This window comes from Singulisphaera photorubra (genome assembly GCF_045290345.1).
In the GTDB taxonomy this organism is placed as follows: domain Bacteria; phylum Planctomycetota; class Planctomycetia; order Isosphaerales; family Isosphaeraceae; genus Singulisphaera.
This window is the reverse complement of sequence record NZ_CP155447.1, coordinates 7,863,370-7,887,110: the sequence shown is the minus strand read 5'-3', so window position 1 is coordinate 7,887,110 and position 23,741 is coordinate 7,863,370. Positions and strand designations below refer to the sequence as shown.

Sequence of the window (23,741 nt, the reverse complement as noted above, 5' to 3'; positions counted from 1 at the left end):
ACGGAGGGGCTTAGCGGATAAGCCCGGAGCAGGGGCCTCCCTCAATACTTGCGGACGACACCAACGAGGATGCCGAGGATTTCCACGTTATCACGGAAGATCGGTTTCATCGTCTTGTTCGCGGGTTCAAGGCGAACTCGGTTCCGCTCGCGGAAGAACTTTTTCAGGGTCGCTGCCCCTTCATCGTCGAGAACGGCGACAATCTGGCCGTCACGGGCCTGATCCGCCTTCTTGATGACGACGAAGTCACCGTCGGCGATGTGTTCCTCGATCATCGAGTTGCCCGAAACGCGAAGGGCGAACTTGTCGTCGGCCCCTTCCCATTCCGCAAAGCCGAGCTCCTCGTCCTGCTCAATGGCCTCGATCGGGTGACCGGCGGCGATCCGACCCAGCAGTTTCAAGCCCGCGACCGGGGCGGAGGTCGGGTCATCGAGCAATTGAATCGCGCGAGACATGTTGGGCTCGCGATGAATCAGGCCCTTCTTCTGAAGCGCCTTGAGGTGGCACATCACGCCGTTGGGGCTCTTGATCTGGAACTGAATGCCGATTTCACGGACGGTCGGCCCGTAGCCACGCCCTTGGATTTTGCTGCGGATGAAGTTGTAAATCTCTCGCTGCCGCGATGTCAGCATCTCAAGGTCGGCCATGGGAAGGCTCCGAGGTGGGCGGATCGCTTGTATCGAGGCCAATGACCGTCCTACGAACGGACGATCACCAACTGACCCTTTGTGGCTAATGTACACAGGTCGTCTAGCGCACGCGAGAACATTTTCCCAAAAATGATGATTCTTCGATCGAAAGACGGTGGATGAGCCAGGGAAAAATGGAGAGAATGCCTGTTTTTCCGGTGGACTTCGGCCCTCACGGCGAGGGATTCGAACTTGTTTGGAATTCCCTGGGTTTTGCACTTTCGGAGATCGCCATGACCGCGCCGATCCGCATCCTCGCGCTTCATTCCCATCCGGACGACATCGAATTCCAGTGTGCGGGCACGCTGGCCCTCTTGCGTGAGGCGGGCTGTCACCTCACGCTGGCGACGATGACGCCTGGCGATTGTGGAAGCGCGGAGCACGATGCCGAAGCGATCGCCGCGATCCGCCGCGCGGAGTCCGCGGCGGCGGCCGCTTTGCTCGAGGCGGACTGCCTCTGCCTGGAATTTCGCGACCTGGCCATCTTCAACGATGATGAATCACGACGACGCGTGACCGAGTTCCTGCGGAGAACCAGGCCGGACGTGATCCTGACGGCCCCTCCGATCGACTATCTCTGTGACCACGAGATGACGAGCCTCTTGGTCCGCGACGCCTGCTTCACCGCGCCGATCCCGAACTACGTGACCCGGCAATGGGAGCCGGCTCCTCCCCTCGCGAAGATCCCCCACCTCTACTACGTGGATGCGATTGAAGGCGGGGATCGCGACGGCCGGCCCCAGGCGGCCGGGTTCCATGTCGACGTCTCGCGAGTCTTCGAGCTCAAGCGAGAGATGCTGGCCTGCCACGCCAGCCAGCGGAACTGGCTGCTCCGTCAACATGGGATTGATGAGTACCTCGACAGCCAGGCGAAGTGGGGCGCCCACCGAGGGTCGGAGGTCGGAGTCGAGCAGGCCGAGGCGTTCCGCCAGTACCTCGGACACGCTTATCCGCACGACAACCTGCTGTTGAAGCTGCTGGGACAAGACGGCCGAGGTGGCGCGGTTAAGGCGTGAAGTAGCCGATCAATTGAGCGAGCATGCTCCGCAGATCGCGTCGATGGACGATGCGATCGAGGAAGCCGTGATCCAGCAGAAACTCGCTCGTCTGAAAGCCGTTCGGGAGCTGGACCCGAACGGTCTGAGCAATGACCTTCGGCCCCGCGAAGCCGATCAAGGCTTTGGGCTCGGCGAGGATGATGTCACCGAGGGAGGCGAAGCTCGCGGCCACCCCTCCCATGGTCGGATTCGTCAGGACGCTGATGAACAGGCCGCCGGCCGCGTGGTGACGGGCCAGGGCCGCTGAGACCTTGGCCATCTGCATCAGCGAGAGAATCCCCTCGTGCATCCGCGCTCCACCGCCCGACCCCGAGACGATCACCAGGGGAAGCTGCTGACGAGTCGCTTCCTCCATCGCTCGCGTGAGCTTCTCCCCCACGACCGACCCCATGCTGCCCATGATGAAGCTGCTGTCGGTCAGCCCGAAGACGAGGCGAATCCCCTTGATGAAGCCCTGACCGACCACGGCCGCCTCATTCAGGCCGGTCCGCTCCTGTTCGGCGTGGACGCGCTCGGGGTAGGGACGACGGTCATTGAACCCAAGCGGGTCCCCTGGCCGTAAATCCGGAAACCACTCCTCAAACGTGTCGGGATCGAGCAACTGGGCGATCCGGTCGACAGCCGAAACCATGAAGTGATGGTTGCACTCTGGGCAAACGTTGAGGTTCTCCTCGACCTGCTTGCGGAAGAGCGTGGCCTGGCAGCCATCGCAGCGCATCCAGACTCCCTCGGGAACCCGCTTGGGTTCGAAGTGTCCGTGCCAGGCATTCACCGTCGGTCGATGTCTCATTGGCCGAGGTCCGTGATTCCTCAAAGCAGAATTTAGGAGCGGGTGGGTCGGTCGGTCGGCAAAAAGCAAAAGCGAGCAAACGACCCAGCGCTTCCCCGTCGTGTCCATGCCTGTCATCGGACAGGAGACCGCCGGAAATCGCTTTTTCAGTGGCCGTTGCGTTCAGACTCGGGCGTAAACTCGATTCGCTCGAAGCACCCGGTGGGAATACGGTCCTCAAGCTGGACCCGAGGGTCCCTACGCAGGTAGCAGGCGATCAACTGGGCAATCGGCTCGCCGGCGACCAGTCCGATCGACTCGTCGTGGTGGCGGCGGACGAGCGGTCGGAGGGCCTGCTTGATCCGCTCCAAGGCATTTTCGATCGTCTCACCCAGAGGGGGGCAGACGGTGACGGGGTCGTCGATCCATTGGCGAAAGACCTTGAGGTTGCGCCTTTTGATTTCGTCGAACTGGAGCCCTTGCCAGAGCCCCTGATCGAGGTTGCGGAGGCAGTCAATCCGCTTGGGACGCAGTCCGAGCGCCTTGCCGACGGTCTCAGCCGTTCGGACGACGCTCTCGCCGGGTCCACAATAAAGAGCCGAGAGCCGGGAGATCCCGGAACAGGGCTCTGATAATTTTTCGGCGAGCTGAACCACCTCGGCGCGGCCTCGATCGCTTAGGGGGATATCAAGAATCCCCTGGACACGATTCTGCTCGTCGTAGGCGGTCGCGCCGGGCCGGATCAAAACGACCTGGGTCATTCTCGCGACGGTGGCCAAGCCCTTAGGGCCAGACCCCCACCTCATTCGATCCCGCGGCGTGCGCCCTGGACCAACTCGGCCAGGGCTGCCGCGTAGTTGCCATCATTGCGGAACACGGCCGAACCGGCGACCAGTTGCGTGACTCCGGCCGCGACGGCCTCGGACGCAGTCGTCGGATTGATACCGCCATCGATCGAGATCGGAAGTTCGGGACGGGCCGCCCGCAAAGTGCGAACCTTCTCGAGCACCGACGGTTCGAACGCCTGCCCGCCAAAGCCGGGCATCACGCTCATGACCAGGACGGCGTCCAACTCATCCAAAAACGGCTCAATCGCCGACACGGGCGTCGGCGGGTTGAGTGCGAGCGCCGCATGGCATCCGGCCGCTCGAATCCGCCGGAGCAGGGGGACCGGCTCCGGCACAGCCTCAATGTGGAAGGTGATGACGTCGCAGCCCGCTCGGATGAAATCATCCAGGTAGCGGCCTGGGTCCGTCATCATCAGGTGCGTGTCGAACGGAAAATCGGTCCGAGGCCGCCAATCTTTGATCACAGGCGCACCGTAACTGAGGTTGGGCACAAAATGCCCGTCCATCACGTCAAGGTGAACCGCGATCGTCCCCGCCTGCTTCAGCGCCTCGAGCTCCTCGGCGATTCGCGCGAAGTCACAATTCAGGAGCGAAGGCGTCACCAAGGGACGTTCCGCACCCTTCAAAACCTCGAGCCGGGCCTTACGAGCGGCCGGCGATTGGCGTGCCTCTGCCATAAGACTGTTCGCTCCCCCAGCCCGGACGAGATTCGGATCTCGTCCGGCACGGTCCGCCCAGATCATTGAAAAAATGGCGACCGCTATCGTTAACGATCGGGAATGACTTTCAAGGAGTTGAACGATTTTCCTTCGAGGCACTCGAGGAAGGCGCCTCCACCCGTCGAGACGTGGGTCATCTTCTCGGCGTAACCGAATTCCTCGACCGCTTCAGCCGTCTCGCCACCGCCGACGACGGTCACCGCCGCCGAGTTGGCCATGGCCTCGGCCACCTTGACCGTCCCCTTGCGGTACGGCTCGTCCTCGAACTTGCCCATCGGCCCGTTCCAGATCACCGTGCCAGCGTTCTTGATCAGCTCGCCGTAAGCGGCCGCGGTCGCCGGGCCGATGTCGAGGCCGAGCCAGCCGTCAGGGATCTCGGTCCCCGCCACAACCTTGGTCTCGGCGCCCGGGTCGAGCGACGTCGCCACCAGGTGGTCCTGGGGCAGGACCAGCTTGTCGCCGGCCAGTTTGAGCAGGTGACGAGCCTCGTCAAGCTTGTCGGCTTCGACCCGGCTCTTTCCGGTCGGATGTCCCTGCGCCTTGAGGAACGTGTAGGTCATGGCGCCCCCGATCAGGAGCCGCTCGACCTTCGGGAGCAGGTTCTCGATGACCAGGATCTTGTCAGAGACCTTCGCCCCGCCCATCAGCGCCACCATGGGCGGCTTGGGCTGTCCCAGCAGGGTATCGAGGATCTGCAGCTCTTTCTCGACCAGGAACCCGATGGCCCGGCGCTCGGCCGGGAAGCACTCGGGAACGGCGACCATCGACGCTTCGTCGCGATGGCAGGTCCCGAAGGCGTCATTGACGTAGGCGTCGGCAAGCCCGGCCAGGGCGGCGGCGAACGTGGGGTCGCCCTTCTTCTCGCCCGGGTTGAAACGCACGTTCTCGAGAACGAGCACTCCCCCTGGAGCCAGTGCGGCGGCGGCGGCCTGGGCTTCGGGTCCCACGGTGTCATTGACCTTGGTGACCGGCCGGCCGAGCAACTCTTGAAGCCGTTCCGCCACCCGATCCAACCGGAACGCGGCGTCTGCTTCGGGCTTGCCCGAAGGGCGCCCCAGGTGGCTCACGAGGACGAGACTCGCCCCGTGCTCGAGGGCAAAATTCAAGGTCGGCAGAGCCGCCTTGATCCGGCGGTCGTCAGAGACCGCGCCTTCTTTGGTCAGGGGGACGTTGAAGTCGACCCGGACGAGCACCTTCTTGCCACTCAACTCCAGGTCACGAATGGTCTGCTTGGGCAACGCAAGGATCCTTAGCTCGGGGAAGAACTTATGCCTGATGCCCAATGTCCGAACAGAACTCGGACATTGGGCATCAAGAATGGGTCACAGACGCGACCGATCAACCGAATTTGGCGACCTTGGCGATCAATTCCGCGGTCCGGCAGGAGTAGCCCCACTCATTGTCGTACCAGGCGATCGTCTTGACCAGGTTCCCCTGGATGACGTTCGTCCATTCGCCCATGAAGATACAGGAGTGCGGGTTGCCGATGATGTCGCTCGAGACCAACGGGTCGGTCGCGTACTCGATGATCCCCTTGAGCGGGCCATCGGCGGCGGCCTTCATCGCGGCGTTCACTTCTTCCTTGGTCACATCGCGCTTGAGCTGCGAGGTGAGGTCGGTGATCGAGCCATCGGGAACCGGAACGCGGAGCGAATAACCGGTGAGCTTGCCGTTGAGGTCGGGGATCACCTCACCCACGGCCTTGGCGGCGCCGGTGGTCGAGGGGATGATGTTGATCGCCGCGGCCCGGGCCCGGTAGGGGTCGGAATGGATCTGGTCGGCCACTCGCTGGTCGTTGGTGTAAGCGTGGCAGGTGGTCATCAAGCCCTTCTCGATGCCGAACGACTCATGCAGCACCTTGGCCATCGGGGCCAGGCAGTTCGTCGTGCACGAGGCGTTCGAGATGATCCGGTGCTCGGCCTTGAGAATATTGTCGTTGACCCCGAGGACGATCGTGGCGTCGAGCTTGTCCTTGGGCGGAGCGCTCAGGATCACCCGGTCGGCACCGGCGTCAATGTGCTTCTGGAGGGCAGCGCGGTTCGTGAAGAAGCCGGTCGACTCGAGAGCGACCTGGGTCTTCAGCGCCTTCCAAGGAAGGTTGGCGGGATCCTTCTCCTGGGTGATCTTGATCTCTTTGCCGTTGACGATCAGCGACTGCTCGCCGGCCTGTACCGTCCCCTTGAACGGCCCGTGAACGCTGTCGTACTTCAGAAGCAGAGCGAGGTGCTTGGCGTCCGAGAGGTCGTTGATCGCGACAACCTCGAAGTCGTCAGGCCGCGCTGCCAACGCCCGAAAAACAAGTCGGCCAATCCGGCCAAAACCATTGATACCAACTCGAACGGCCATTCGTCCCGCTCCTGCCTACTACGTAAAGGAATCCAACGCTCGAATTTCAGCCCCGGCGATTCTGTCTTTGAACAGCGTCTACAAATCGCTTCGTCTGACCGAGTCCGAATTATAGGCGTCCGCCAAGAAGACTGTCAACGTAGGGGGGTTGGCTGTCACGATTGGTCCCGCGGCGACCGCTTCGGTAAGATCAGAGCGGTCGAATCCAAACCTCCGCCAACGACCCAACGGCGGAGAGCCGGTCCTGCATGGCCCTTGAGTGAGGAACGAGCATGATCCGAATGGCCGTAATCCTCGGCACGATGACCGTTCTCTGGAATGCCTCGGCGACGTTTGCCCGAGACCTACCAACCTCCTCTGGTGAGGATGGCAAGCTCGTCTCCTTCTTCAAGGCGTACCTCGATCAAGCGTTCCAAGACGAACCGTTGATGGCGACCCGGCAAGGGGACCATCGGTTCGACGACACCCTGGATGACCTCTCCCCGGAAGCCCGGGCCGCCCACGTTGAACGCGACCGCAAGGCGCTGGACGAACTTCCCCGTCAGGTGACGTTCGCCAAACTCACGCGCAACGCGCAAATCGACTTCGAGATCTTGCGGCATCACCTCACCCGTGAAATCTGGCTGGCGGAGAACTTCCGCCCGTTCGAGGATGACCCGCGGATCTATGGGGGATATCTCACCGAAAGCGTCTACCTCCTTCTCACCCAATCGACGCTCCCCAAGGCAACGAATCTTAAGAATGCAATCGCAAGGATGGCGCTCATCCCGCGGGTAGTCGAACAGGCCAAGGCGACAATCAAAGTCCCTTCTCGCGTGAAACTCGAGACCGCGATCCAGCAGACGAAGGGGGCGATCGGGTTCTATTCCGACGAATTGTTCACTCTGGCCGGTGAGCCCAAAGGAGAAGGAGAACTCGGCGCCAGAGCCAAGCTGATCGTCACGGCCCTGGAGGACTACCTGACGTTCCTCCGCGACAACGTCCTGCCGAAAGCAACCGAGTCTTGGCGGATCGGCAAGGACTTATTCGTCCGCAAGCTCGAGCTCGAACTCGACTCGGGAATCTCGGCCGACGAGGTGCTCGCCGAAGCCCAAGCCGAGGCCATTCGAGTCGAACGAGAGATGGCCGTGATCGCCCGTCAGCTCTGGGGAACGACGTTCCCAGGCCGCCCGGTTCCCCCCGACGACGCCGACGGCCGACGACTCATGACCAGGCAAGTCCTGGCCGAGCTAGGCAAGGATCACGGGGCTCCCGAGACGCTCGTCGCTGACGCGCGGGCGACCGTCGCTGCGATCAAGACGTTCATCGCCAAGCATGATATCCTCCCCCTTCCCGAGCCCGACCAGTGCCGTGTGATCGAGATGCCCGAGTTCCAACGGGGCAACTCGGTCGCCTACCTGAACCCCGCGCCTCCGCTCGACGTTCGCGGGTCGAGCGAGTACGCGATCAGCCCGCCGCCGAGCGACTGGAAACCCGACCGCGTGGCCAGTTACTTGCAAGAATACAACCGGTCGATGCTCAAGATCCTGACGATCCACGAGGCGTACCCCGGCCACTACGTTCAGCTCGAGGCCAGTAATTTGAACCCATCCCTGATCCGCAAGATCCTCTCCTCGGGCACGTTTGCCGAAGGCTGGGCGGTCTACACCGAGCAGATGATGCTCGACCAGGGGTTTGGCGAGGGGGACCTGGCGCTCCGGCTCCACCAGTTGAAGTTCTACCTCCGCGCGGTCGTCAACGCGATCCTCGACCACGAGATGCACGTCGGCGAGATGACCGACGCCCAGGCCATGGAGTTGCTCACGGGACGTGCCTTCCAGACCGAGGGCGAAGCTGTCGGCAAGATCATCCGGTCAAAGCAGTCGTCCTGCCAACTCTCCACCTACTTCGTCGGTCGCACCGCCTTCCATCGGCTCCGCCAGAAAGTCCAGCGCGACCTGGGGGACAACTTCCAGCTCGGTCGCTACCACGAAGCCGTCCTCGCCCACGGCACACTCCCGGTCAAGTACCTGCCGGAGCTGGTGCCTGCGTCGCTGAAGGCCGGCCGCTAAAAACGATCTCAAGAAATCTCGCTCGCCTGAAAGGCGAGCGGGGAGTGTAAGCTCCCTGTCTTCGTGACCTGGGCCCGTGTTAAAGCGAAAGAGTAAGGAGCCATCACCTCCCTGTCTTCGTAACCTGAGCTCTTGATAAGGCGATCGGTTGGTGTAATTCTACCCGGCTCGCTCGCTGACCTGAGCGGAAGGCGGGAAGGTGAGGGTTGGCCTGCCGGACGCCTTAACAACCACTCCTCTCTTCCCTCTCCGCGTCTCCGCGTCTCCGCGTCTCCGCGTGAACCATTGCTCAAGCCATGGTCGTCGTGACAATTGGGAGACTCACGCGGAGACGCGGAGAACGCGGAGGGAGAGAATTGATGGAGTTCGATGAGATGACAGGGGGCGCTCATGGAGGTGTCGTTTAACAACCACTCCTCTCTTCCCTTTCCGCGTACTCCGAGTCTCCGCGTGAACCATTGCTCAAGCCAAGGTCGTCGTAACAATTGGATGATTCACGCGGAGACGCGGAGAACGCCCCATGAGCGATCGCCTGGGCACGCGAACGTCCGGGCCTGAGCGGCATGGGGCGGAGTACCGACCCATGGCACCCAGACCGGCCGTTCCCGTCTCGCTCAAAACAACCGACTCGGTTGACGAAGGCCGTTCTTACGTCGTGGCTGGCCTCTCATGGCAGGTGTGAGCCTCGCATCAACTGGCGAACGGTAGGAAAAAATCGGCGGAAGATCCAACCCGCTCGATCGTTCTCCCTGGCAGACCGGGCGACCAACGCCCGCGGCACGCATGCTCCGCCAATCTCGGGAGAACGCCATGAGCCGTGAGAACATGCTGAAGGGGATCCTCGTCACGGGACTGCTGAGCCTCGCCACCTTGGCAGGAAATTCCCCGGCCCGCGCCACCGACGGCTGCCAGCCGGGGCGGTAGGGGAGGGTTCCCCCTTGATCGGCCCGATCGAGATCCGCACACTCTATCCCATGACCGCGACCCCATCCGATCACGATCCGAGCGACGACGAGCTGGCCGCGATCATCGCCCGGCGCGGCGGGTCCGTGCAGGATTCGCGTGCGGCGGGCGCTGCGTTCGAGCAACTCTACGGGCGGCACGCCCGCCTCCTGTCCGCCTTCCTCAGCGCCCACATTCGTCGTGACCGGCTCGACGACCTCAGCCAGGAGGTTTGGCACCGGATTTGGCACCATCTCCCCGGTCAATACAAGGGCGGGAACTTCCGCGCCTGGCTGCACCAGATCGCTCGTTACGCCCTCATCGACCAGATGCGCAAGCAACAACCCGAATCTCTCGAGGGCCAGGCGGAGCGAGCCGACCCCCGGACCCACTCGGTCATCGAACGGCTGATCGATCATGAGCGGAGGGAAGTCCTGCGGCGCTGCCTCGAGCGGCTGGGGGGCGATGCGGCGGCCCTGGCCAAGGGGCGGCTTGGAGGCGAAGATTACTCAGAGCTCTGCGAACGACTGGGCCTGAAACCCGAACGGGCGCACCGGCTCTGGCACACCGTCAAGACCCAGTTGCGAACCTGCGTGGAGCAAGCCCCGGCATGAGGTTGATCGCGCCGGACATCCCCGACGACCCGGCCGCTCTGCCCGGCTGGCTGGACCGGCACCTCGTGGGCCTGGACCTGACTGCCCTGGTCGCCGAGTTGGAAGCCGTGCACGGGTCGGCCTCGACACCATCGATCCCGCTCGATCAGGTGCTCGGCGACCGGCGTGCCGAGGTCCTCAGTCAAGGCCTTGCGGTGCTCCCCACGGAGCGACTGCGGGCCTTGCTGCGCCACCCTCGGCTCTTGCTCGACCTGCAAGAGCTGATCCTGATCGAAGGGGGTCGCTACTGGCAAGACCTCGGTCCGCTCTCGGCCGAGCAGCAAGAGGTCGTGGAACGCGGCCGGACGGGGTTGAGGACGTTCTTGACGACCGAGGCCGGAGCGACCACGGACGGGCCCAACGTGCTCTCGTTCGCACGCCCGGTGCGCTGGTATCGCCGCCCCTGGCTGATCAGCCTGGCGACGGCCGCTTCGATCGTCGCGGCCGTCGTCGTATACGACAAGTTCAAGGAGCCGTCGACTCCCGTACCCCTGGCGATCGGCTGGGGCTGGAGTCGTCCCGGGGCCTTACCACAGGACGTGCCGCCGGCCACCTATTTGAACCGGCTGGCCGACGGAGCCGACGATTGGTTTGCGAAGCGGCCCGAAGAGCCCGCGGCGCTGGCAAAGCGAATCACGGAGTTTCGCCTGGGCTGCGCGACCCTGATCGCGGCCGAACATCAGCCTCTCTCGGCCGACGACCGGGCCTGGCTGATCGAGAAGTGCCGGGCCTGGGCGGCGAAGCTCGACGAGCACCTGGCGGCCGTCGAAGCCGGCCGAGACCCGTTGCAGGTGCGAGCCGAGGCCGACGAGACGATCAAAAAGCTCATCGAAGCCCTCCGTGAGCGGGCCAAGAGCGTCGTCTGATGGTACGGCGATCGAAGCCGCATCCGCGACACCCCCTCCCACTGCTGCCGAAGCATGTTCAGGACAGGCTGACTGTACTTCTCGATTCGTGCGTCGCCCACGCCCGCGATCTGCTCCAGAGCGGCTTTGGTCGTTGCCCGCGACTGGACCATTCGGGCCAACTGTTCATTCGTGAAGATGGTGTAAACCGGCACCGCCTCCGTCTGGGCGATCTGCTTCCGAAGGTCGCGAAGTCGGGCGAAGACGGCGAAGTCGTCCGGCTTGAGTAATTCGCGATAGTCGATCTTGTTCCGGGCCGGCCCGTCCCTCTCCTTGGGCAATGTCTTGGGCACGCCCATCGTTTCCAGATAATCGACACAGAAGACCCAGAACGAGTTCTCCCCCTGGTCCACCCACCGGCGATCCACCGCCAGAACCCGGTGGGTGCGCAAGAAGCCATTCAGCGTGGCTTCGGCTGTCTCCGCGGAACGGATGGGAATCGTGAAGAATCGGTAGGCCATTTTGTCATGTATACCTGTGTACCGCTGCTCCGACCACCTGTCCACTATCTCCGCCCGCTCCGCCCTCCGCTCCGCCCCGTCGGGGCGGCGGCTCCGCCTTCTCCCGCCCCGCCAGCCTACGCTACTGGCTACGCTCAACACCTCGATCCTTTTACCCGCCAGACTGGACTCGGGCCACCCGGAACCCCAGGTAATCGCTCCGGTCGTCCGGCGTGAGCCAGAACCGGTCAGGCGACCGCGGGCTGCGCGGGACGAAGCTGCAGCTCCCGCCACGGTACATCCGAAAGGTGGCCTGGAGGGGACCAGATGGGTCGGTGCCGGGCGACTGACCATAATACTCAGCATCATACCCGTCCCAGCACCACTCATACACATTACCGTGCATGTCGTACAGCCCAAACGCATTCCCACGCTTCTGGCCCACGGGATGGGTCTTGTTCTCCGAATTACCATCGTACCAGGCGTACTCACCCAGGTCGGCCGCATCGTCACCAAAGCTGTAACGGGCCGGATTTCTGCCGCGACAAGCGTACTCCCACTCCGCCTCCGTCGGAAGTCGATACCCCGTATCCCTCCAGTCCGATACGCTCACCGTCTCACCCACGATCCGATAGAACGCGGGCAGGCCCTCCTTCACGCTCAGCGCATTGCAAAACCGGACCGCGTCGAACCAACTCACCCGTTCCACGGGCAGGTCGTCCGATCCCTCGAACTGACTCGGACTCTCCCCGGTGATCGCACGATACTGGCCCTGCGTCACTTCCGTCGCAGCCAGGTAGAACGCCCGGCTGATTCGCACCTCATGACGCGGCAGCTCATCGTCGTCAGCGTCCTTATCTTCCTCCTTCGACGACCCCATCTGGAACGTACCGGCCGGGATCAATTTCAGCTTGATGCCGGTGGATCTGGACGTGATCACATCGGTGCCACGGATTCCCCCCAAAACGACCCGGCCGATGTTCTGCGAGGCGGTCGGCTCCTGGGTCGGGTTCAGGGCCGGGACGCGGTCCTGGACGTGCCCCACCAGCGAGATCCAGGTCAGGTCGCGGCCCGGCTCCACCCCACGGAGCGCTTCCAGCACGGCCGAGGTGAAAACCCCGTGCTTCAGGGAGCTCTTCTCCAGCGAGATCTGCCCCGCGGCGCAACTGAAGAGCATGGCGGTCCCTTCGGGAAGTGAGACCACTTTGCCCTGGACGCCCCGCGCCACGCCCTTATCCAGATCGATCACGCGAGCATCCCTGCAAGCGTCGATCAACACCAGGTTCTTGCCACCGCCGTGCTTCAGCGTCTCATCAGTCAGCTTGGTGAGCGAGACCATGGTCGCCGCCTGATTCACCCGGGCGTTCACCGGGCAAAAAAAGTTATCCTCGAGCACCGCATCTCCGACCCCCTTTACCAGCAACTGCTGCCCGTGCCCCGTGAACATGATGAGCACGATGTCGGTCTTGCGCACGTCTTCGAGGAAGGCCTCAAGCTGCGGCTCGATGTTCTCCTTGCTCGCGCGCAGCTTGCCCTGCGACGAGCCCTTCATCACGACGACCTTGTCGTACCCAAGCCGTCGCAGCTCGACGGCCATCTCATCGACGTCGTTCTCGGCCCATTGCAGGTCGGGAAAGCTCCGCTTGTCGTAAACGTTGACCCCCACGAGAAACGCCACCCGCCGAGGGGCCGTTGCGTCCTGCGCCAAGGAAGCCGGGGGCCTCAATGTCGCGATCGCCAGACCGGCCAGAAACAGGACGAGTCCTTTGAGAGAACGCGGCATCGAGAGACCTCCGGGGGAACTCGCAAGAGGCATCTGAACACGCTTCATAAAAATCACCACGATAACACAAAAGAGCGTTCAAATCCCACGGCTTCACGGGGAGCGGGAACTGATCGCTCCTTGAGAAAGAGGGCGTGGGCAACAGGCCAGACCGGTCATCGCGTGTAGCGGACACTCACGGAATCGATCGGTGGCTCGATCTCGCGGTGTGCTTCTTCCTGTTCGATGTTGCGACCTGGACCGAAGCCGGTCTCATTGCCAGGGCTCTTGGACTTCCCATCTTGAGCGAGCGCGAAGCAGCGAGAAAACAGCACCTGGATCACGCCAACCTTGCCGTGGGCGGACTGGCCGAGCTTCGACGAGGCCCCCTGGCCGTAGGCCGTGACCAGGAACGCCTGGTAGTTCGGCTCACTCTTCAACGACTTGTGCCAACCAGGGATGGTTTCGACCACCGCCTCGCCCCCCTTGGCACCGGGGATGATGACGTGTGAATACTTCGGCCGGGAGGGATCGTTCGGGTCGTGGTCGTCGCTGAAGGCGAAGACGCCAATGTTGTCGATAAAGACCTGCGCGGCGACCTCGCCGGGAGACGTGTTGTGGATCCGGATCTCATAGACCTCGCCCCGCGCGATATTCACGAACGGCAGGCCGTTCGTCTCCGCCGTGGCGTCCCGTCCTCGAGTCGGACGAACCGAGCCGTCGCCGAGGGGGCCGGCGAGGATCTCGACCTTGTACGGGCTCTCCTTCGCGCTCGAGACGAGGCTCGGATGCGCGGGATCGATGAACGATTGCGGATTCTTCAGCAGCTCCTGAATCGTTTTGTTCCGCTCGGCCCGCTGTTCGGGGTCGGGCTTCGTCGGGTCGAGCGGCAGCGAGCCGGAGGGCTGGACGATGCGGATGATCTGCGTGTTGTTCTTGATGAACCGAGTGATCGGCACGCTCGACTCTTCGCCGGTGGCTGCCTTGGTGAGCTTCAGGTTGAGTCGAATGACCTTCAGTCCCACTTCGATCGGCTCCTGGCTCGGGGTCGCGACGAAGAAAACGGAGCCCGTCACCTCGAAGCTCGCGCCGTTGGGCAAGACGGTCACGGTCTTCAGCGACCGCAGCGAGTCTTCAATCAATCGCTCGATCCCAGGGCCGCCGTTGGAGTTTTCCAGGTCTTTCGAGGGGACGATCTGACCGACCATCACGCTTTCCTTGCCAGCCAGGTCGGCGATCGACTTCGCGGCGTCAAGCACGATTTCTTCGAGCGTGGCCGACGCGGGCGGTTCCTGGGCTGTGGCCGGCCGGGGAGACGCGATCAGGCCCGCGGCCATCAAAACGGCCATCCTGGTCACCCACTGAAACAAGCAATGTGCGTTGGCTTTCATTTCCAAACCCCCTAATCCACTGAATCTTTAAACGTTTACATAAACCCAATCATCATTCCGTAGGGTGGGCACGGCCCACCAGGTTTCGCCCCCGAGAACAAAGGAGCAATCACTCCCACCAAGCCGCTTGTCAAAAGGCCTGGTGGGCGGTGCCCACCCTACAAAACGCCCTTTTCACCCTCGTTCCCACGGTCCCCCGTGGGAACGAGGAGCGAGAGACTGCCTCGCCCTGGATCGGGTCGTTGCTTCTCAAAAAGCCTGGTGGGCCGTGCCCACCCTACAAGACACATTCTCACAAGGCTCTCGCAGTGATCGAGACACTCAGCGCGGGATGAGCGGTGGGAGCCGCAACTGGCGGGCGAGTTGCTGCATGAGGGAGAGGCCCTGGAGCCGCGCTTCCCAGTCGTTGCGGCTGACGACGCCGTCATCGAGCAGGAGGTCGAGGCCGAGCCGCTTCAAGCCCGTGCGGCCAACCTCGGCTTCGAGCCGGGCCGGATCGTCCAGGTCGAGCTCGCGGGCGACGGCGGCCAGGTCGAGGTAGCCGAGCCGGTAGGGCCGCGCCACTTCGGCGACGGGCTCGGGGAAGTCACGGATCGGCCGGGCTTTCTCGGGACCTTCGCGGAGGAACGGGCCGATCGTCTTTTCGAGAGCGGCCAGGAAGCGGTCCGTGTCTTCCTTGAGGAACTCGTCCATCCGGGCCTTCGCGGGGTAGAGCCGATCGAGCTGCTCGAGCGGTTTGCCGAAGACCGCGTTGTTGGCGCGGATCGTGTCTTCGAAGTCGATCATGCCGTGCTTGTGGCAGGCCATGCACGAGACGCCCGTCACGATCTCGGAGGTGCCGGAGGTCCGCAAGGCGTCGTTGACCACGTCGATCGGGCCGACGTCGATTCGCTTCCCCTCGGTGTTGACGAGCAAATAGGCTTGCAGCCCGTTGGGCAGACCGAAGATGATCTCGCCGCCGTCGTGCACGAACGCCTGCTCGGCGAACGGGTGCCGGCCGGCGGGAAAGAGGTTCAACGGGCCGAGCGGGAACCGAGTCAGCGAGGCCCGGCCGTTGCCCGGCTTGAAGTCGTAGCTCGGCCAGTAATAGGAGCGGTCGCGAGTGTCGTAGCGCTCGACCAGCCGGTTCTGGCCCGAGACGCCGCTTCGGGCGAAGCCGGCCCGCGCGATCGTCTCGGGGCTCGGGTTGAGGAACCGCGCGACGGGATCGACGCCAAGCTCGCGCTCGAGGTCGGCCAGTTGTTCCGGGAGTCGGAGCAACACGTGATAGAGCGGCGGGCGCAGGGCCGTGGCGATGAACCAGTCGGCCCGGATCACCGGCAGGTCGGCCTGGGTCCGCTCGCTCAGCTCGTCCTCAACTTGCCTCGTATCGGGATGGTGCACCCCATAAGGATAAGCTCGCTCGACATTCAGCCAGAGGAGGCCGCGATTCCAGCCGAGCCTGGCGATGTCGACGGCGTACACGGTCCGGGCCGCATCGACCGCCCGGGGCAGGACGAGCCGGGGTTCCCGGCTCAGGCTGTTGAGCGCCTTCGCCAGCGCGGCGCGGGCGACGTTGAGGTCGGACTCGGAAACGCCCCGGTCGTTCGCGACGTTGTGGAGCGTGAAGTACCGCAGGTTGGGCCGGTCCTCGTCCCGGGCGCTGGCGAGGTCGGCCCGCGCAGCGGCCAGCACGGTCGCCAGCGGCGTGAACGGCCGATTCGCATCGTCCTTGGGGAACGCCGGCGCGCCGGCCGCGATCCAGTTCCAGAGCACGCCCACCTCGTCCACGCCGGGCCGGGGGGTCTCGCCCGACGGCGGCATCTTCCCCTGGACAATCTTCTGGAGGAGTCGCGACGCCCCCACGTTCCCGGGTGTGAGGACCTTCTTCTCGACGAGATTTTCCCGGTCGAGAAGATCGAAGTCACCCCCCGCCGAGCCCTCACCATCGTGGCACCGGAGGCAGTTCCTCTGGAGCACCCCTCGCGCCTGCCGGGCGAGCTCGCCCGTCTTTTCCTCCGCCTTTTCCTCACCCGCCGCACCCGTCAGCACGGAGAGAAGGCCGCCCACGATTCCGATCCGCCAAGTCTTCATAGTCGCCTCGCACCTCGCCGCGATGGGAATCTCTGATCGGAGGGCCGCCCGGCCCGTCGTACCGAGGATAACGTGGGAACGGATCGTTTCTTCTTCACCAAGCACCCGGACTTGGTTTCTCGCCAATCTCTTGGGTTTTGGGTGGGTGGCTGCAAGCCACCGCGGCCACCCGGAAACGTCAGGAGATCCTGTGACTGATCGTTTGGTCTCCTCACCGGCGCCGCTCCGCGGCAAACGGGCGTTTCCATCATCCTTGGCCCGCTCCGCCCTTCGCTTCGGCCCGACTCAACCACCAGACTGGACTCGGGCCACCCGGAACCCCATGACAAAGCCCCAAATGACCGGCGAGCCCCAGTTCCGGTGCGCTGACCGCGCGACGTGCGGGCTGTTGAACCAGCCCCCGCCACGGTTCACCCGGAAGCGGACCTGGAGGGGACCAGATGGGTCGGTGCCCGGCGACTGACGGTAATACTCAGCATCATACACGTCCCAGCACCACTCCCATACGTTGCCGTGCATGTCATGCAGACCAAACGCATTCCCACGCTTCTGGCCCACGGGATGAGTCTTACCCCCCGAGTTATCGAGATGCCAAGCGTATTCGCCCAGATCGGCCGCATCGTCACCAAAGCTGTAGCGAGCCGGGTTTCTGCCGCGGCAAGCGTACTCCCACTCCGCCTCCGTCGGAAGGCGATACCCCGGCCCCCTCCAGTCCGATACGCTCACCGTCTGATCCACGATCCGGTAGAACGCAGGCAGACCCTCCTTCACACTCAGCGCATTGCAAAATCGAACGGCATCGAACCAACTCACCTGTTCTACAGGCAGGTCGTCCGATCCCTCGAACTTACTCGGACTCTCCCCGGTGATCGCACGATACTGGCCCTGGGTCACTTCCGTCGCACCCAGGTAGAACGCGTGACTGATTCGCACCTCATGACGCGGCAGCTCATTGATCTCAGCGTCCTTATCTTCCTCCTTCGATGACCCCATCTGGAACGTACCGGCCGGGATCAATTTCAGCTTGATACCGATGGATTCCGCAAACCCTCGGGGCGCGGGCGAGTTCCGCGTGATCCGTGCGAGGACCGGGTTATCCACGAGGTTACTCAGGATGTGGGGCGTCTGGAGCTTGCCCGGGGTGCGGAGATCGGCCCGCGCGGCGCGGTCAGGGAGCCATTCGCGGGCGCGGAGGTTGACCTCGGCGCGGACGAAGCGGACCAGGTCGTCCCACGAGACCTCGGTCGAATCCGGTGCGGCGGCCCGGCCGCCGCGGAGGGCTTCGATGACGTGGTAGAAGAACACGCCGTGGCCACCGCCGGCCTTGGCGGTCTCGAGCGCTTCCTGGCCGGCCGCGCAACTGAAGAAGATCACCGAGTTGCGGGGGATCCGCCCGATCAGCTCATCGCCCGAGAGTGCCCGCGCCGCCCCCTTGTCCGGGTCGGGCGGCGTGCTCCGGCAGGCGTCGACCAGCACGAGGTTGATCCCCCCTTGCGTGTCGAGCCGGTCGAACAGGCTGTTGAAACTGATCATGGTAGACCCGTCGCCAAGGACGGCGTCGACCGGGCAGAAGAACGCGTCGTTCCGATCGGCCCCGCGCGCATCCTTGACGAGCTTCCCCTGGCCGTCGAGCAATGGCATCTGCACGCCGTGCCCGGAGAAGCCGAGGAAGACCAGGTCCGTCGCCGCCCGGCCCTTGAGCACGACCTTCAACGCCTCATCGATCTTCGACTTGGTCGCGTCCGACCCGGTGAGCAGATGGACCTCAAAGCCTTGCCGCTTCAGCTCCGCGGCAAGATCCTTCACGTCACGCTCGGCGAAGCTGAGCGGCCTCTCGGCGAATTTGCGGCTCCTGTACTCGTTGACGCCGACCAGCAACGCGACCTTCTGGGGAGGTTCATCGGCAAATCCCCGCCGACCGATCCCGACGGCCGCGACCAGCGTCCCCACGATCAACCCGAAGTGAACCATGCGCAGACTCATTGGGATCGCCCTCGAAGGAACGGAGGCACGCCGGGCGACCGAGCAACGCGCGCCGGCGTGGGGCAATGCAATCCGGGCCGAACCGACGGAATCATATCGAGGGCCATGATACATGAATCATCCAGCCCCTGAGAAGGGAACGGACGCACCCGCCGCGTCACTCCCGCGACGGGTCGCGGCCGACTCCGAAAGTCACTCAGCGCGAGTAGCCACCGTAGGTCGAATAGCCGGACCCCCGGCCGTAGTAACTGCTGCCATAGTAGGCGCCTCGACCAGGGGAATAGCCGCCATAGGACGAGTAGCCCGACGGGCGGCCATAACGCCCCCCACCATAATAGCTGCTGCCGTAGGAATAACCGCGGCGGTATCCGCCACTCCCGTATCCCTGGCCGTAGCCATTGCCGTACCCGGAGCTTCGGCCGAAACCGGAGCCGCGTTCGCATTGGGCTTGGGCCGACGACGCCTCGAAACCCACCAGAACCAGGCCCACCAGGAGCAGCATTCGGACCGTCGTTTTCATCGAATCCCTCATTTTCGTGTTGGAATCACGGCAGGGTCTCAGGACCGCTCCCGAGACCTGTGACGAATCGTTGAGCGCCACGTCGAGGAGAACGCGGCAGGCGACGGGATCTTCCTCGGAGCTCGCGATTATTTGACGAGTGCCCCGGAATTCATAAACACAACAACATCTCACGATTGATCTCGGTCTGGATTCGCTCTCCTCGGACCCGGAATGCGGAAGTGGCCGGTTCAGGACGTGGTTGGAGAGGAGAACCGGCTCAGATCAGGTCGGAGGAAAAAGAAACAACGATCCGCGGCTGGGCGAGAATCTCGCTGGATTTCCAGTCCGGTGTCGAATCAGTAGTACGGCCGGCCCGGCCGTATCCCCCTCGGCCCAGGTCGATTCCTCAGACCCGCGCCGATTCCGAGGGAATTACGGCCGGGCCGGCCGTGCTACTGCAAACAACCCGTGGCGGAAACCGCAAGAACCATCGGTTCTTCCGCTCTGTCGCGGATCGTTGAAAACAAGACAGGCCTCGCCCTGGAACTCATGTCCGGGGCGAGGCCTGTCGTTTTGCACAAGAGGGTTCGGTTCGCCTCAGTGGAGAGGGACGTCCCTAAAGAGAGTCACTTCTTCTCATCTTGTTTCGGCTTGGGATCCAGGTAATCCAGGTGCATGCCCGAGAAGAAGTCGGTCGGCCGGTTTTTCGCCGCGGCCAGTTCACCCTGGTCGAGCTTGACATCCTTCAAGAGCGTGTCACGCTGGGTCGCCATCAAGGGATAGAGTCCCTGGTAAACGGCGCGTTGCTCGGGGGTCTTGGCGGGACCGAACCGCAGGTTGTATGTGTGCATGAAGCCGAGCAGGTTGCCCAGGGTGGTCTTCTTGACCTCTTTGAGTTTCGATAGCACCTGCTCAGTCTGCGGATTCTCAAGCATCCGAGCCATGCCGGAGAGGGCCTTCACATAGTTCTCGCCATCGACCAACGCCTTGGGATCCTTGGGGCGGTTGGCCTCGAACTTCACACGGACCCGCGACGCCGCGGCGCGAACTTTGGCCAGGGTGGCCGGCGAGATCTCCCCCTCCTCGTCTTCCTTCAAGGCGTCAGCAATCGCCTCCTGGTAGGCGGCACGTTCCTCGGCGAAAGTGTCCCCCTGAAGGGCCAAGGGCCAGCCTTCCTGGGCGGTCAGTTGATTGAGACTGAGCGTGATCCCTTCCGAAGCGTTCTGGAAGGGAATGTTGTTGATGACGTCGCTCTCGAGCGACTGGTTGGCAAGGCGGAGCGCTGAGCTGTGGATGCGAGGGTCGGTAATCTGCTCGAGAATCACGTTCAGCGCGTCACCGCTGCTGATGTCCGATGCACTCGGAGACTCGAGAAGTCGCTTGTAAATCGCATCGCCCGACTTACTGTCGCGTTGCTCCCGACGTGCCCTGCGGAGGTACTCGCGTTTGTTCGCCTCCTGCTGCCCCAACCAGACGTACTGATTCCATCGCATGATGGTATCGGCGTTGATCGAGTTGGCAACAGCGGTATCCTTGTTGTAGATACCAGCGCCGATGTTATAGAAGCCAAGCCCGCGGGCAATACTCCCTTGGGCGGTTTCGCCTCCCCAGCCTCCCCAGCCATATCCTCCGTAACCACCGTAATACTGAGCATGAGCCTGCCCAGCCGAAGCGGCCATGACGACCGTCAGGGCGAGGGCCAACCGAAACCGTCGGTGCATCGAAACCTCCTTCAGGGGCGCCTTTTTTCGCTCACCCCTGAACGTGACGAGTTGGTCGAACAAAGAAGCGCATTCAGCCACGAATTTTTCAGCGATCATAGGGAACTTAGCACGTCTCACCTAAGCTCTACATGAAAAAATGAAGCCAATCCGGCGCGACTTAATGAATCTTCACGCTCGAGGTGCGGACAGAGGGATTTTCCACCTCCGAACAACCTGTCATCGCATGAGTTAGCAAAGCGGCGCCGAACTCGTTTTCCCTTCGTCAACGCGATCGGCCATGGCATCATCGTCGACCTAACTATTCCCGTCGGGTGGGCACGGCCCACTATCCCTATCTCCTTGCCAAAGGGAAGGTTAAGATAGTGGGCCGTGCCCACCCGACGGGAGAGATTCGATTCTCACCGCAAGTCGAGCGTGAACCGATTACGACGCCACAACGGGTTTGGCGAAGCCTTCCCGCTGGGTCTGGTTTCACGCTCACGCTCGAAAATCACCGATCGCCCGGCCCGATCGTCGTCCATTTAGAAATCGATGGGAACCAAGTCGCTATCGGGGTCGTTCGCCTGAGTCGGCAGTGAAGGGAGGCTGGGGGGTTTTGCAGGTTTTGCAACCGGAGGAGGAGGGGAAGGAAGTGCCGAGTTTGGAACCTGTGGCTGAGAAATCAGATTCTCCACGCGATAGAGAATGGGCCCGATGGCCACCTCGTCGCCCGGATGGAGCTGAGCTTCGTCGATGAGTCGCCCGTTCACACGGAGACCATTTCGGCTGCCCAGGTCGCGGATCATCACCCGGTCATAGGCAAGTGCAACGCAGCAATGCCGCCGCGAAATCTTGGGCAAATCGAGCCGAACGTCGCACTCGTGATGCCGGCCGATCAGCAGGATGGGGCGCTGGAGGGGGATCGTCGGAAAAGTCCCCGGGTTATTCATGGGGACGAGTTGGGACGACATGCGTCGAGTTTCTCCGCCGCGACCGAATCATCACGCATCTGAACGATCACTTGAATTCGGCAACGGTCAGCCACTCCGGCCGGCAGCAGCCCACGTACCGCACGCGCCAGCGGGTTCTCCTCGGGACTCATTCCCGCGAACGGCAGCTCTTCCGGCGGAGCTTGGGAGGACGAAGCCAGCGGAGAGAGCGAGCTGTGCTCGTTGGAAACGTCGGCCACACTGTTGCCATCCACCAAGGTCAGATCATGCGCCTGACCGCCGTCAAAACGATAGCGGATGTGAGCGATCGAGAGCTCGTCGCCCGGACGAAGCCTCCCCAGCTCAACCCGCTGACCGTTAATCCGAATACCGTTGGTGCTTCCCAGGTCGCGCACCACCACATCACCATTGTCCTGGGTCATGCAGCAATGGTGTCGGGAGATGCGCAGAGAATCGAGGCGCGCATCACACTGGGGGTGACGACCCACAACGACCATCGTCCGGTCGAGTGGGATGTCACTTCCTTCATCGAGAGCCACCAGGCGTGCGGGCATGTTCGAGTCCTGAGACCGAAGCCATTGGCAACGCTAGGATTTTATCGCCCGTAAGGCCGTTCCACAAATATGCTTCATTATAGTGGGGCCGGCCAACGACGCCAGGACGAAAAAGTTAGAAAACGCAAGAGATTCCAGGGATGCTGGTTTTCCCTCTTTTCAAAGATACCCGATCGGCTCGCTTCATGCAGTGAATCTCGCCAGCCAATTCACAATCGGCGTGCCTGCCCCCAATCAATGATTCTCCCAAGGAACAATGAGAGGGGATAAGGCGTTGCGTCTGAGCGACGGCAATCGCGGTCCACCGGAGGGCTGGTCGACCTCAGCTCAGAGCGTCCTCGGTCGACCGCGCCTGGGCGAGATGTTGATTGCTCGAGGAGGTCGACGCTCTCGACGTGTCGCTCGACCCTCCCTCGATCTGGCCGACCTGGCGGAGCCAGGCCACCGAGTCGGCCAGCGACTCCCGGACCGGTCGTGGCTTCAAACCCAGTGCGGCAAGACTTCGCGAGGCGTCGAAGTGCATGGTGCGCTGAGTTAATTTGACTCCGGTGACAGTCGCCTTGGGGGTCCGCCCCGAGACGTGGTCGGCCCAGAATTCACTGAAGTGGGCCACAGCCAGCCCGAGAGGGTAGGGGACCCGCCACCGCGGCACAGGAACACCCGTCTGCTCGGACAGGATGCCAAGCAGGCCCACCAAGGTCAGGTTCTCACCCCCGAGCAGATACCGCCGGCCCGGTTCGCCTCGTTCCATCGTGAGAATGAGCCCCTCGGCCACGTCGCGGACGTCGATCAAATTCAACGTGCAATCCATCCGTGCGGGGAGCTTCCGCCGGCAAAAGTCGCGGATCAGGCGAGTCGGGGGGGAGAGGCCTCGGTCGCCCGGCCCCACGGGCATCGTCGGGTTGGCGATGACGACCGGCTTCCCCGCTCGGGCGCGGGCCATCGCTTCATTCTCGGCCAGAAGTTTCGACCGGCAGTAGGGACCGACGGCGTCCGAAAGCTGAACCTCAACCTCCTCACCGATCGGGCCGGTCGCCCGGGCGCAGGTCAGGATGCTTTCGGTGCTCGTGTGCAGCACGCGTTCGGCCCCGGCCGCCAGCGCGGCATCGAGGACATGGATCGTCCCTTGGTGATTCACCGCGCCAAACTCAGCGCGATCACGAACCCAGAGGTTGGGGTTCGCCGCCAGGTGATAGACCCAACGGCCGCCTCGCATGGCCTGGGAGATGGCCTCCGGATCGCGGATGTCGGCCCGGACCAGCTCCACGCCCGCGGGCAGATGCGCGGCGTCGGCTCCGGGCCGTTCGACCACGCGGACTCGCTGGCCCAGGCTCACCAACCGTTCCACCAGGTGGCTGCCGATAAAGCCCGCGCCACCGGTCACGATCGTCAATGCGTCCATG

At 63.2% G+C, this 23,741-nt stretch carries 20 protein-coding genes and 1 pseudogene; 5 read left to right on the top strand and 16 right to left on the bottom strand.

The annotated features are described in order from the left end of the window. Window positions 1-41: 41 nt before the first annotated feature. Complete coding sequence (lexA, locus tag V5E97_RS29695) at window positions 42-647, bottom strand: transcriptional repressor LexA (protein WP_406695181.1); 606 nt, start codon at window positions 645-647, stop codon at window positions 42-44. Between the two features lie 275 nt (window positions 648-922). Between lexA and V5E97_RS29690 the strand changes: the two genes are divergently transcribed. Then, window positions 923-1,705 carry a PIG-L deacetylase family protein gene (locus tag V5E97_RS29690; protein WP_406695180.1) on the top strand — a complete coding sequence of 261 codons (783 nt, stop codon included), beginning with the start codon at window positions 923-925 and terminating at the stop codon, window positions 1,703-1,705. On the opposite strand, the gene accD is transcribed toward V5E97_RS29690, so the two are convergent. The 5 genes from accD to gap form a co-directional block, all read right to left on the bottom strand. Continuing rightward, the gene (gene accD, locus V5E97_RS29685) at window positions 1,695-2,537 is read right to left on the bottom strand and encodes an acetyl-CoA carboxylase, carboxyltransferase subunit beta (protein ID WP_406695179.1); all 843 of its coding nucleotides are present in this window, start codon (window positions 2,535-2,537) and stop codon (window positions 1,695-1,697) included. The genes V5E97_RS29690 and accD overlap by 11 nt on opposite strands. A 146-nt stretch (window positions 2,538-2,683) precedes the next feature. After that, window positions 2,684-3,322 (bottom strand): histidine phosphatase family protein, encoded by a 639-nt coding sequence (locus V5E97_RS29680; RefSeq protein ID WP_406695178.1) that lies wholly within the window; start codon window positions 3,320-3,322, stop codon window positions 2,684-2,686. After that, the gene (gene rpe / locus V5E97_RS29675) at window positions 3,319-4,041 is read right to left on the bottom strand and encodes a ribulose-phosphate 3-epimerase (RefSeq protein ID WP_406695177.1); all 723 of its coding nucleotides are present in this window, start codon (window positions 4,039-4,041) and stop codon (window positions 3,319-3,321) included. Before rpe ends, V5E97_RS29680 begins: the two co-directional genes overlap by 4 nt. Window positions 4,042-4,130: 89 nt before the next feature. Then, the gene (locus V5E97_RS29670) at window positions 4,131-5,321 is read right to left on the bottom strand and encodes a phosphoglycerate kinase (protein WP_406695176.1); all 1,191 of its coding nucleotides are present in this window, start codon (window positions 5,319-5,321) and stop codon (window positions 4,131-4,133) included. Between the two features lie 100 nt (window positions 5,322-5,421). Continuing rightward, complete coding sequence (gap, locus tag V5E97_RS29665; RefSeq protein WP_406695175.1) at window positions 5,422-6,429, bottom strand: type I glyceraldehyde-3-phosphate dehydrogenase; 1,008 nt, start codon at window positions 6,427-6,429, stop codon at window positions 5,422-5,424. Window positions 6,430-6,701: 272 nt separating this feature from the next. Between gap and V5E97_RS29660 the strand changes: the two genes are divergently transcribed. From V5E97_RS29660 to V5E97_RS29645, 4 genes are all read left to right on the top strand, one after another. After that, a complete protein-coding gene (locus tag V5E97_RS29660; RefSeq protein ID WP_406695174.1) occupies window positions 6,702-8,480 on the top strand; it encodes a DUF885 domain-containing protein in 1,779 nt (592 codons plus the stop codon). Window positions 8,481-9,000: 520 nt separating this feature from the next. After that, on the top strand, window positions 9,001-9,162 hold the full coding sequence (locus V5E97_RS29655; RefSeq protein WP_406695172.1) for a hypothetical protein: 162 nt from the start codon (window positions 9,001-9,003) through the stop codon (window positions 9,160-9,162). Between the two features lie 256 nt (window positions 9,163-9,418). Beyond that, a complete protein-coding gene (locus V5E97_RS29650) occupies window positions 9,419-10,036 on the top strand; it encodes an RNA polymerase sigma factor (protein WP_406695171.1) in 618 nt (205 codons plus the stop codon). Further along, the gene (locus V5E97_RS29645) at window positions 10,033-10,941 is read left to right on the top strand and encodes a hypothetical protein (RefSeq protein WP_406695170.1); all 909 of its coding nucleotides are present in this window, start codon (window positions 10,033-10,035) and stop codon (window positions 10,939-10,941) included. Before V5E97_RS29650 ends, V5E97_RS29645 begins: the two co-directional genes overlap by 4 nt. A 116-nt stretch (window positions 10,942-11,057) precedes the next feature. On the opposite strand, the pseudogene V5E97_RS29640 reads toward V5E97_RS29645, so the two are convergent. The 10 genes and pseudogenes from V5E97_RS29640 to V5E97_RS29595 all read right to left on the bottom strand — a co-directional run. Then, window positions 11,058-11,279 (bottom strand): annotated as a pseudogene (locus V5E97_RS29640) (HRDC domain-containing protein); the annotation flags it as partial. Window positions 11,280-11,592: 313 nt separating this feature from the next. Further along, the gene (locus V5E97_RS29635; protein ID WP_406695169.1) at window positions 11,593-13,203 is read right to left on the bottom strand and encodes an SUMF1/EgtB/PvdO family nonheme iron enzyme; all 1,611 of its coding nucleotides are present in this window, start codon (window positions 13,201-13,203) and stop codon (window positions 11,593-11,595) included. A 155-nt stretch (window positions 13,204-13,358) separates the two neighbouring features. Further along, a complete protein-coding gene (locus V5E97_RS29630; RefSeq protein ID WP_406695168.1) occupies window positions 13,359-14,573 on the bottom strand; it encodes a hypothetical protein in 1,215 nt (404 codons plus the stop codon). Window positions 14,574-14,894: 321 nt separating this feature from the next. Then, the gene (locus V5E97_RS29625; RefSeq protein WP_406695167.1) at window positions 14,895-16,646 is read right to left on the bottom strand and encodes a c-type cytochrome domain-containing protein; all 1,752 of its coding nucleotides are present in this window, start codon (window positions 16,644-16,646) and stop codon (window positions 14,895-14,897) included. Window positions 16,647-16,931: 285 nt separating this feature from the next. Next, on the bottom strand, window positions 16,932-18,629 hold the full coding sequence (locus tag V5E97_RS29620) for an SUMF1/EgtB/PvdO family nonheme iron enzyme (protein ID WP_406695166.1): 1,698 nt from the start codon (window positions 18,627-18,629) through the stop codon (window positions 16,932-16,934). A 196-nt stretch (window positions 18,630-18,825) separates the two neighbouring features. Further along, entirely contained in the window at window positions 18,826-19,149 is a 324-nt protein-coding gene (locus V5E97_RS29615) for a hypothetical protein (protein ID WP_406695165.1), read from the bottom strand. 608 nt (window positions 19,150-19,757) lie between these two features. Beyond that, a complete protein-coding gene (locus V5E97_RS29610; RefSeq protein WP_406695164.1) occupies window positions 19,758-20,852 on the bottom strand; it encodes a hypothetical protein in 1,095 nt (364 codons plus the stop codon). A 524-nt stretch (window positions 20,853-21,376) separates the two neighbouring features. Then, complete coding sequence (locus V5E97_RS29605; protein WP_406695163.1) at window positions 21,377-21,805, bottom strand: FHA domain-containing protein; 429 nt, start codon at window positions 21,803-21,805, stop codon at window positions 21,377-21,379. Continuing rightward, window positions 21,781-22,338 carry an FHA domain-containing protein gene (locus tag V5E97_RS29600; protein WP_406695162.1) on the bottom strand — a complete coding sequence of 186 codons (558 nt, stop codon included), beginning with the start codon at window positions 22,336-22,338 and terminating at the stop codon, window positions 21,781-21,783. The genes V5E97_RS29605 and V5E97_RS29600 overlap by 25 nt, the downstream gene beginning before the upstream one ends. A gap of 322 nt (window positions 22,339-22,660) precedes the next feature. Then, window positions 22,661-23,740 (bottom strand): NAD-dependent epimerase/dehydratase family protein, encoded by a 1,080-nt coding sequence (locus tag V5E97_RS29595; protein ID WP_406695161.1) that lies wholly within the window; start codon window positions 23,738-23,740, stop codon window positions 22,661-22,663. Window position 23,741: the final 1 nt, after the last annotated feature.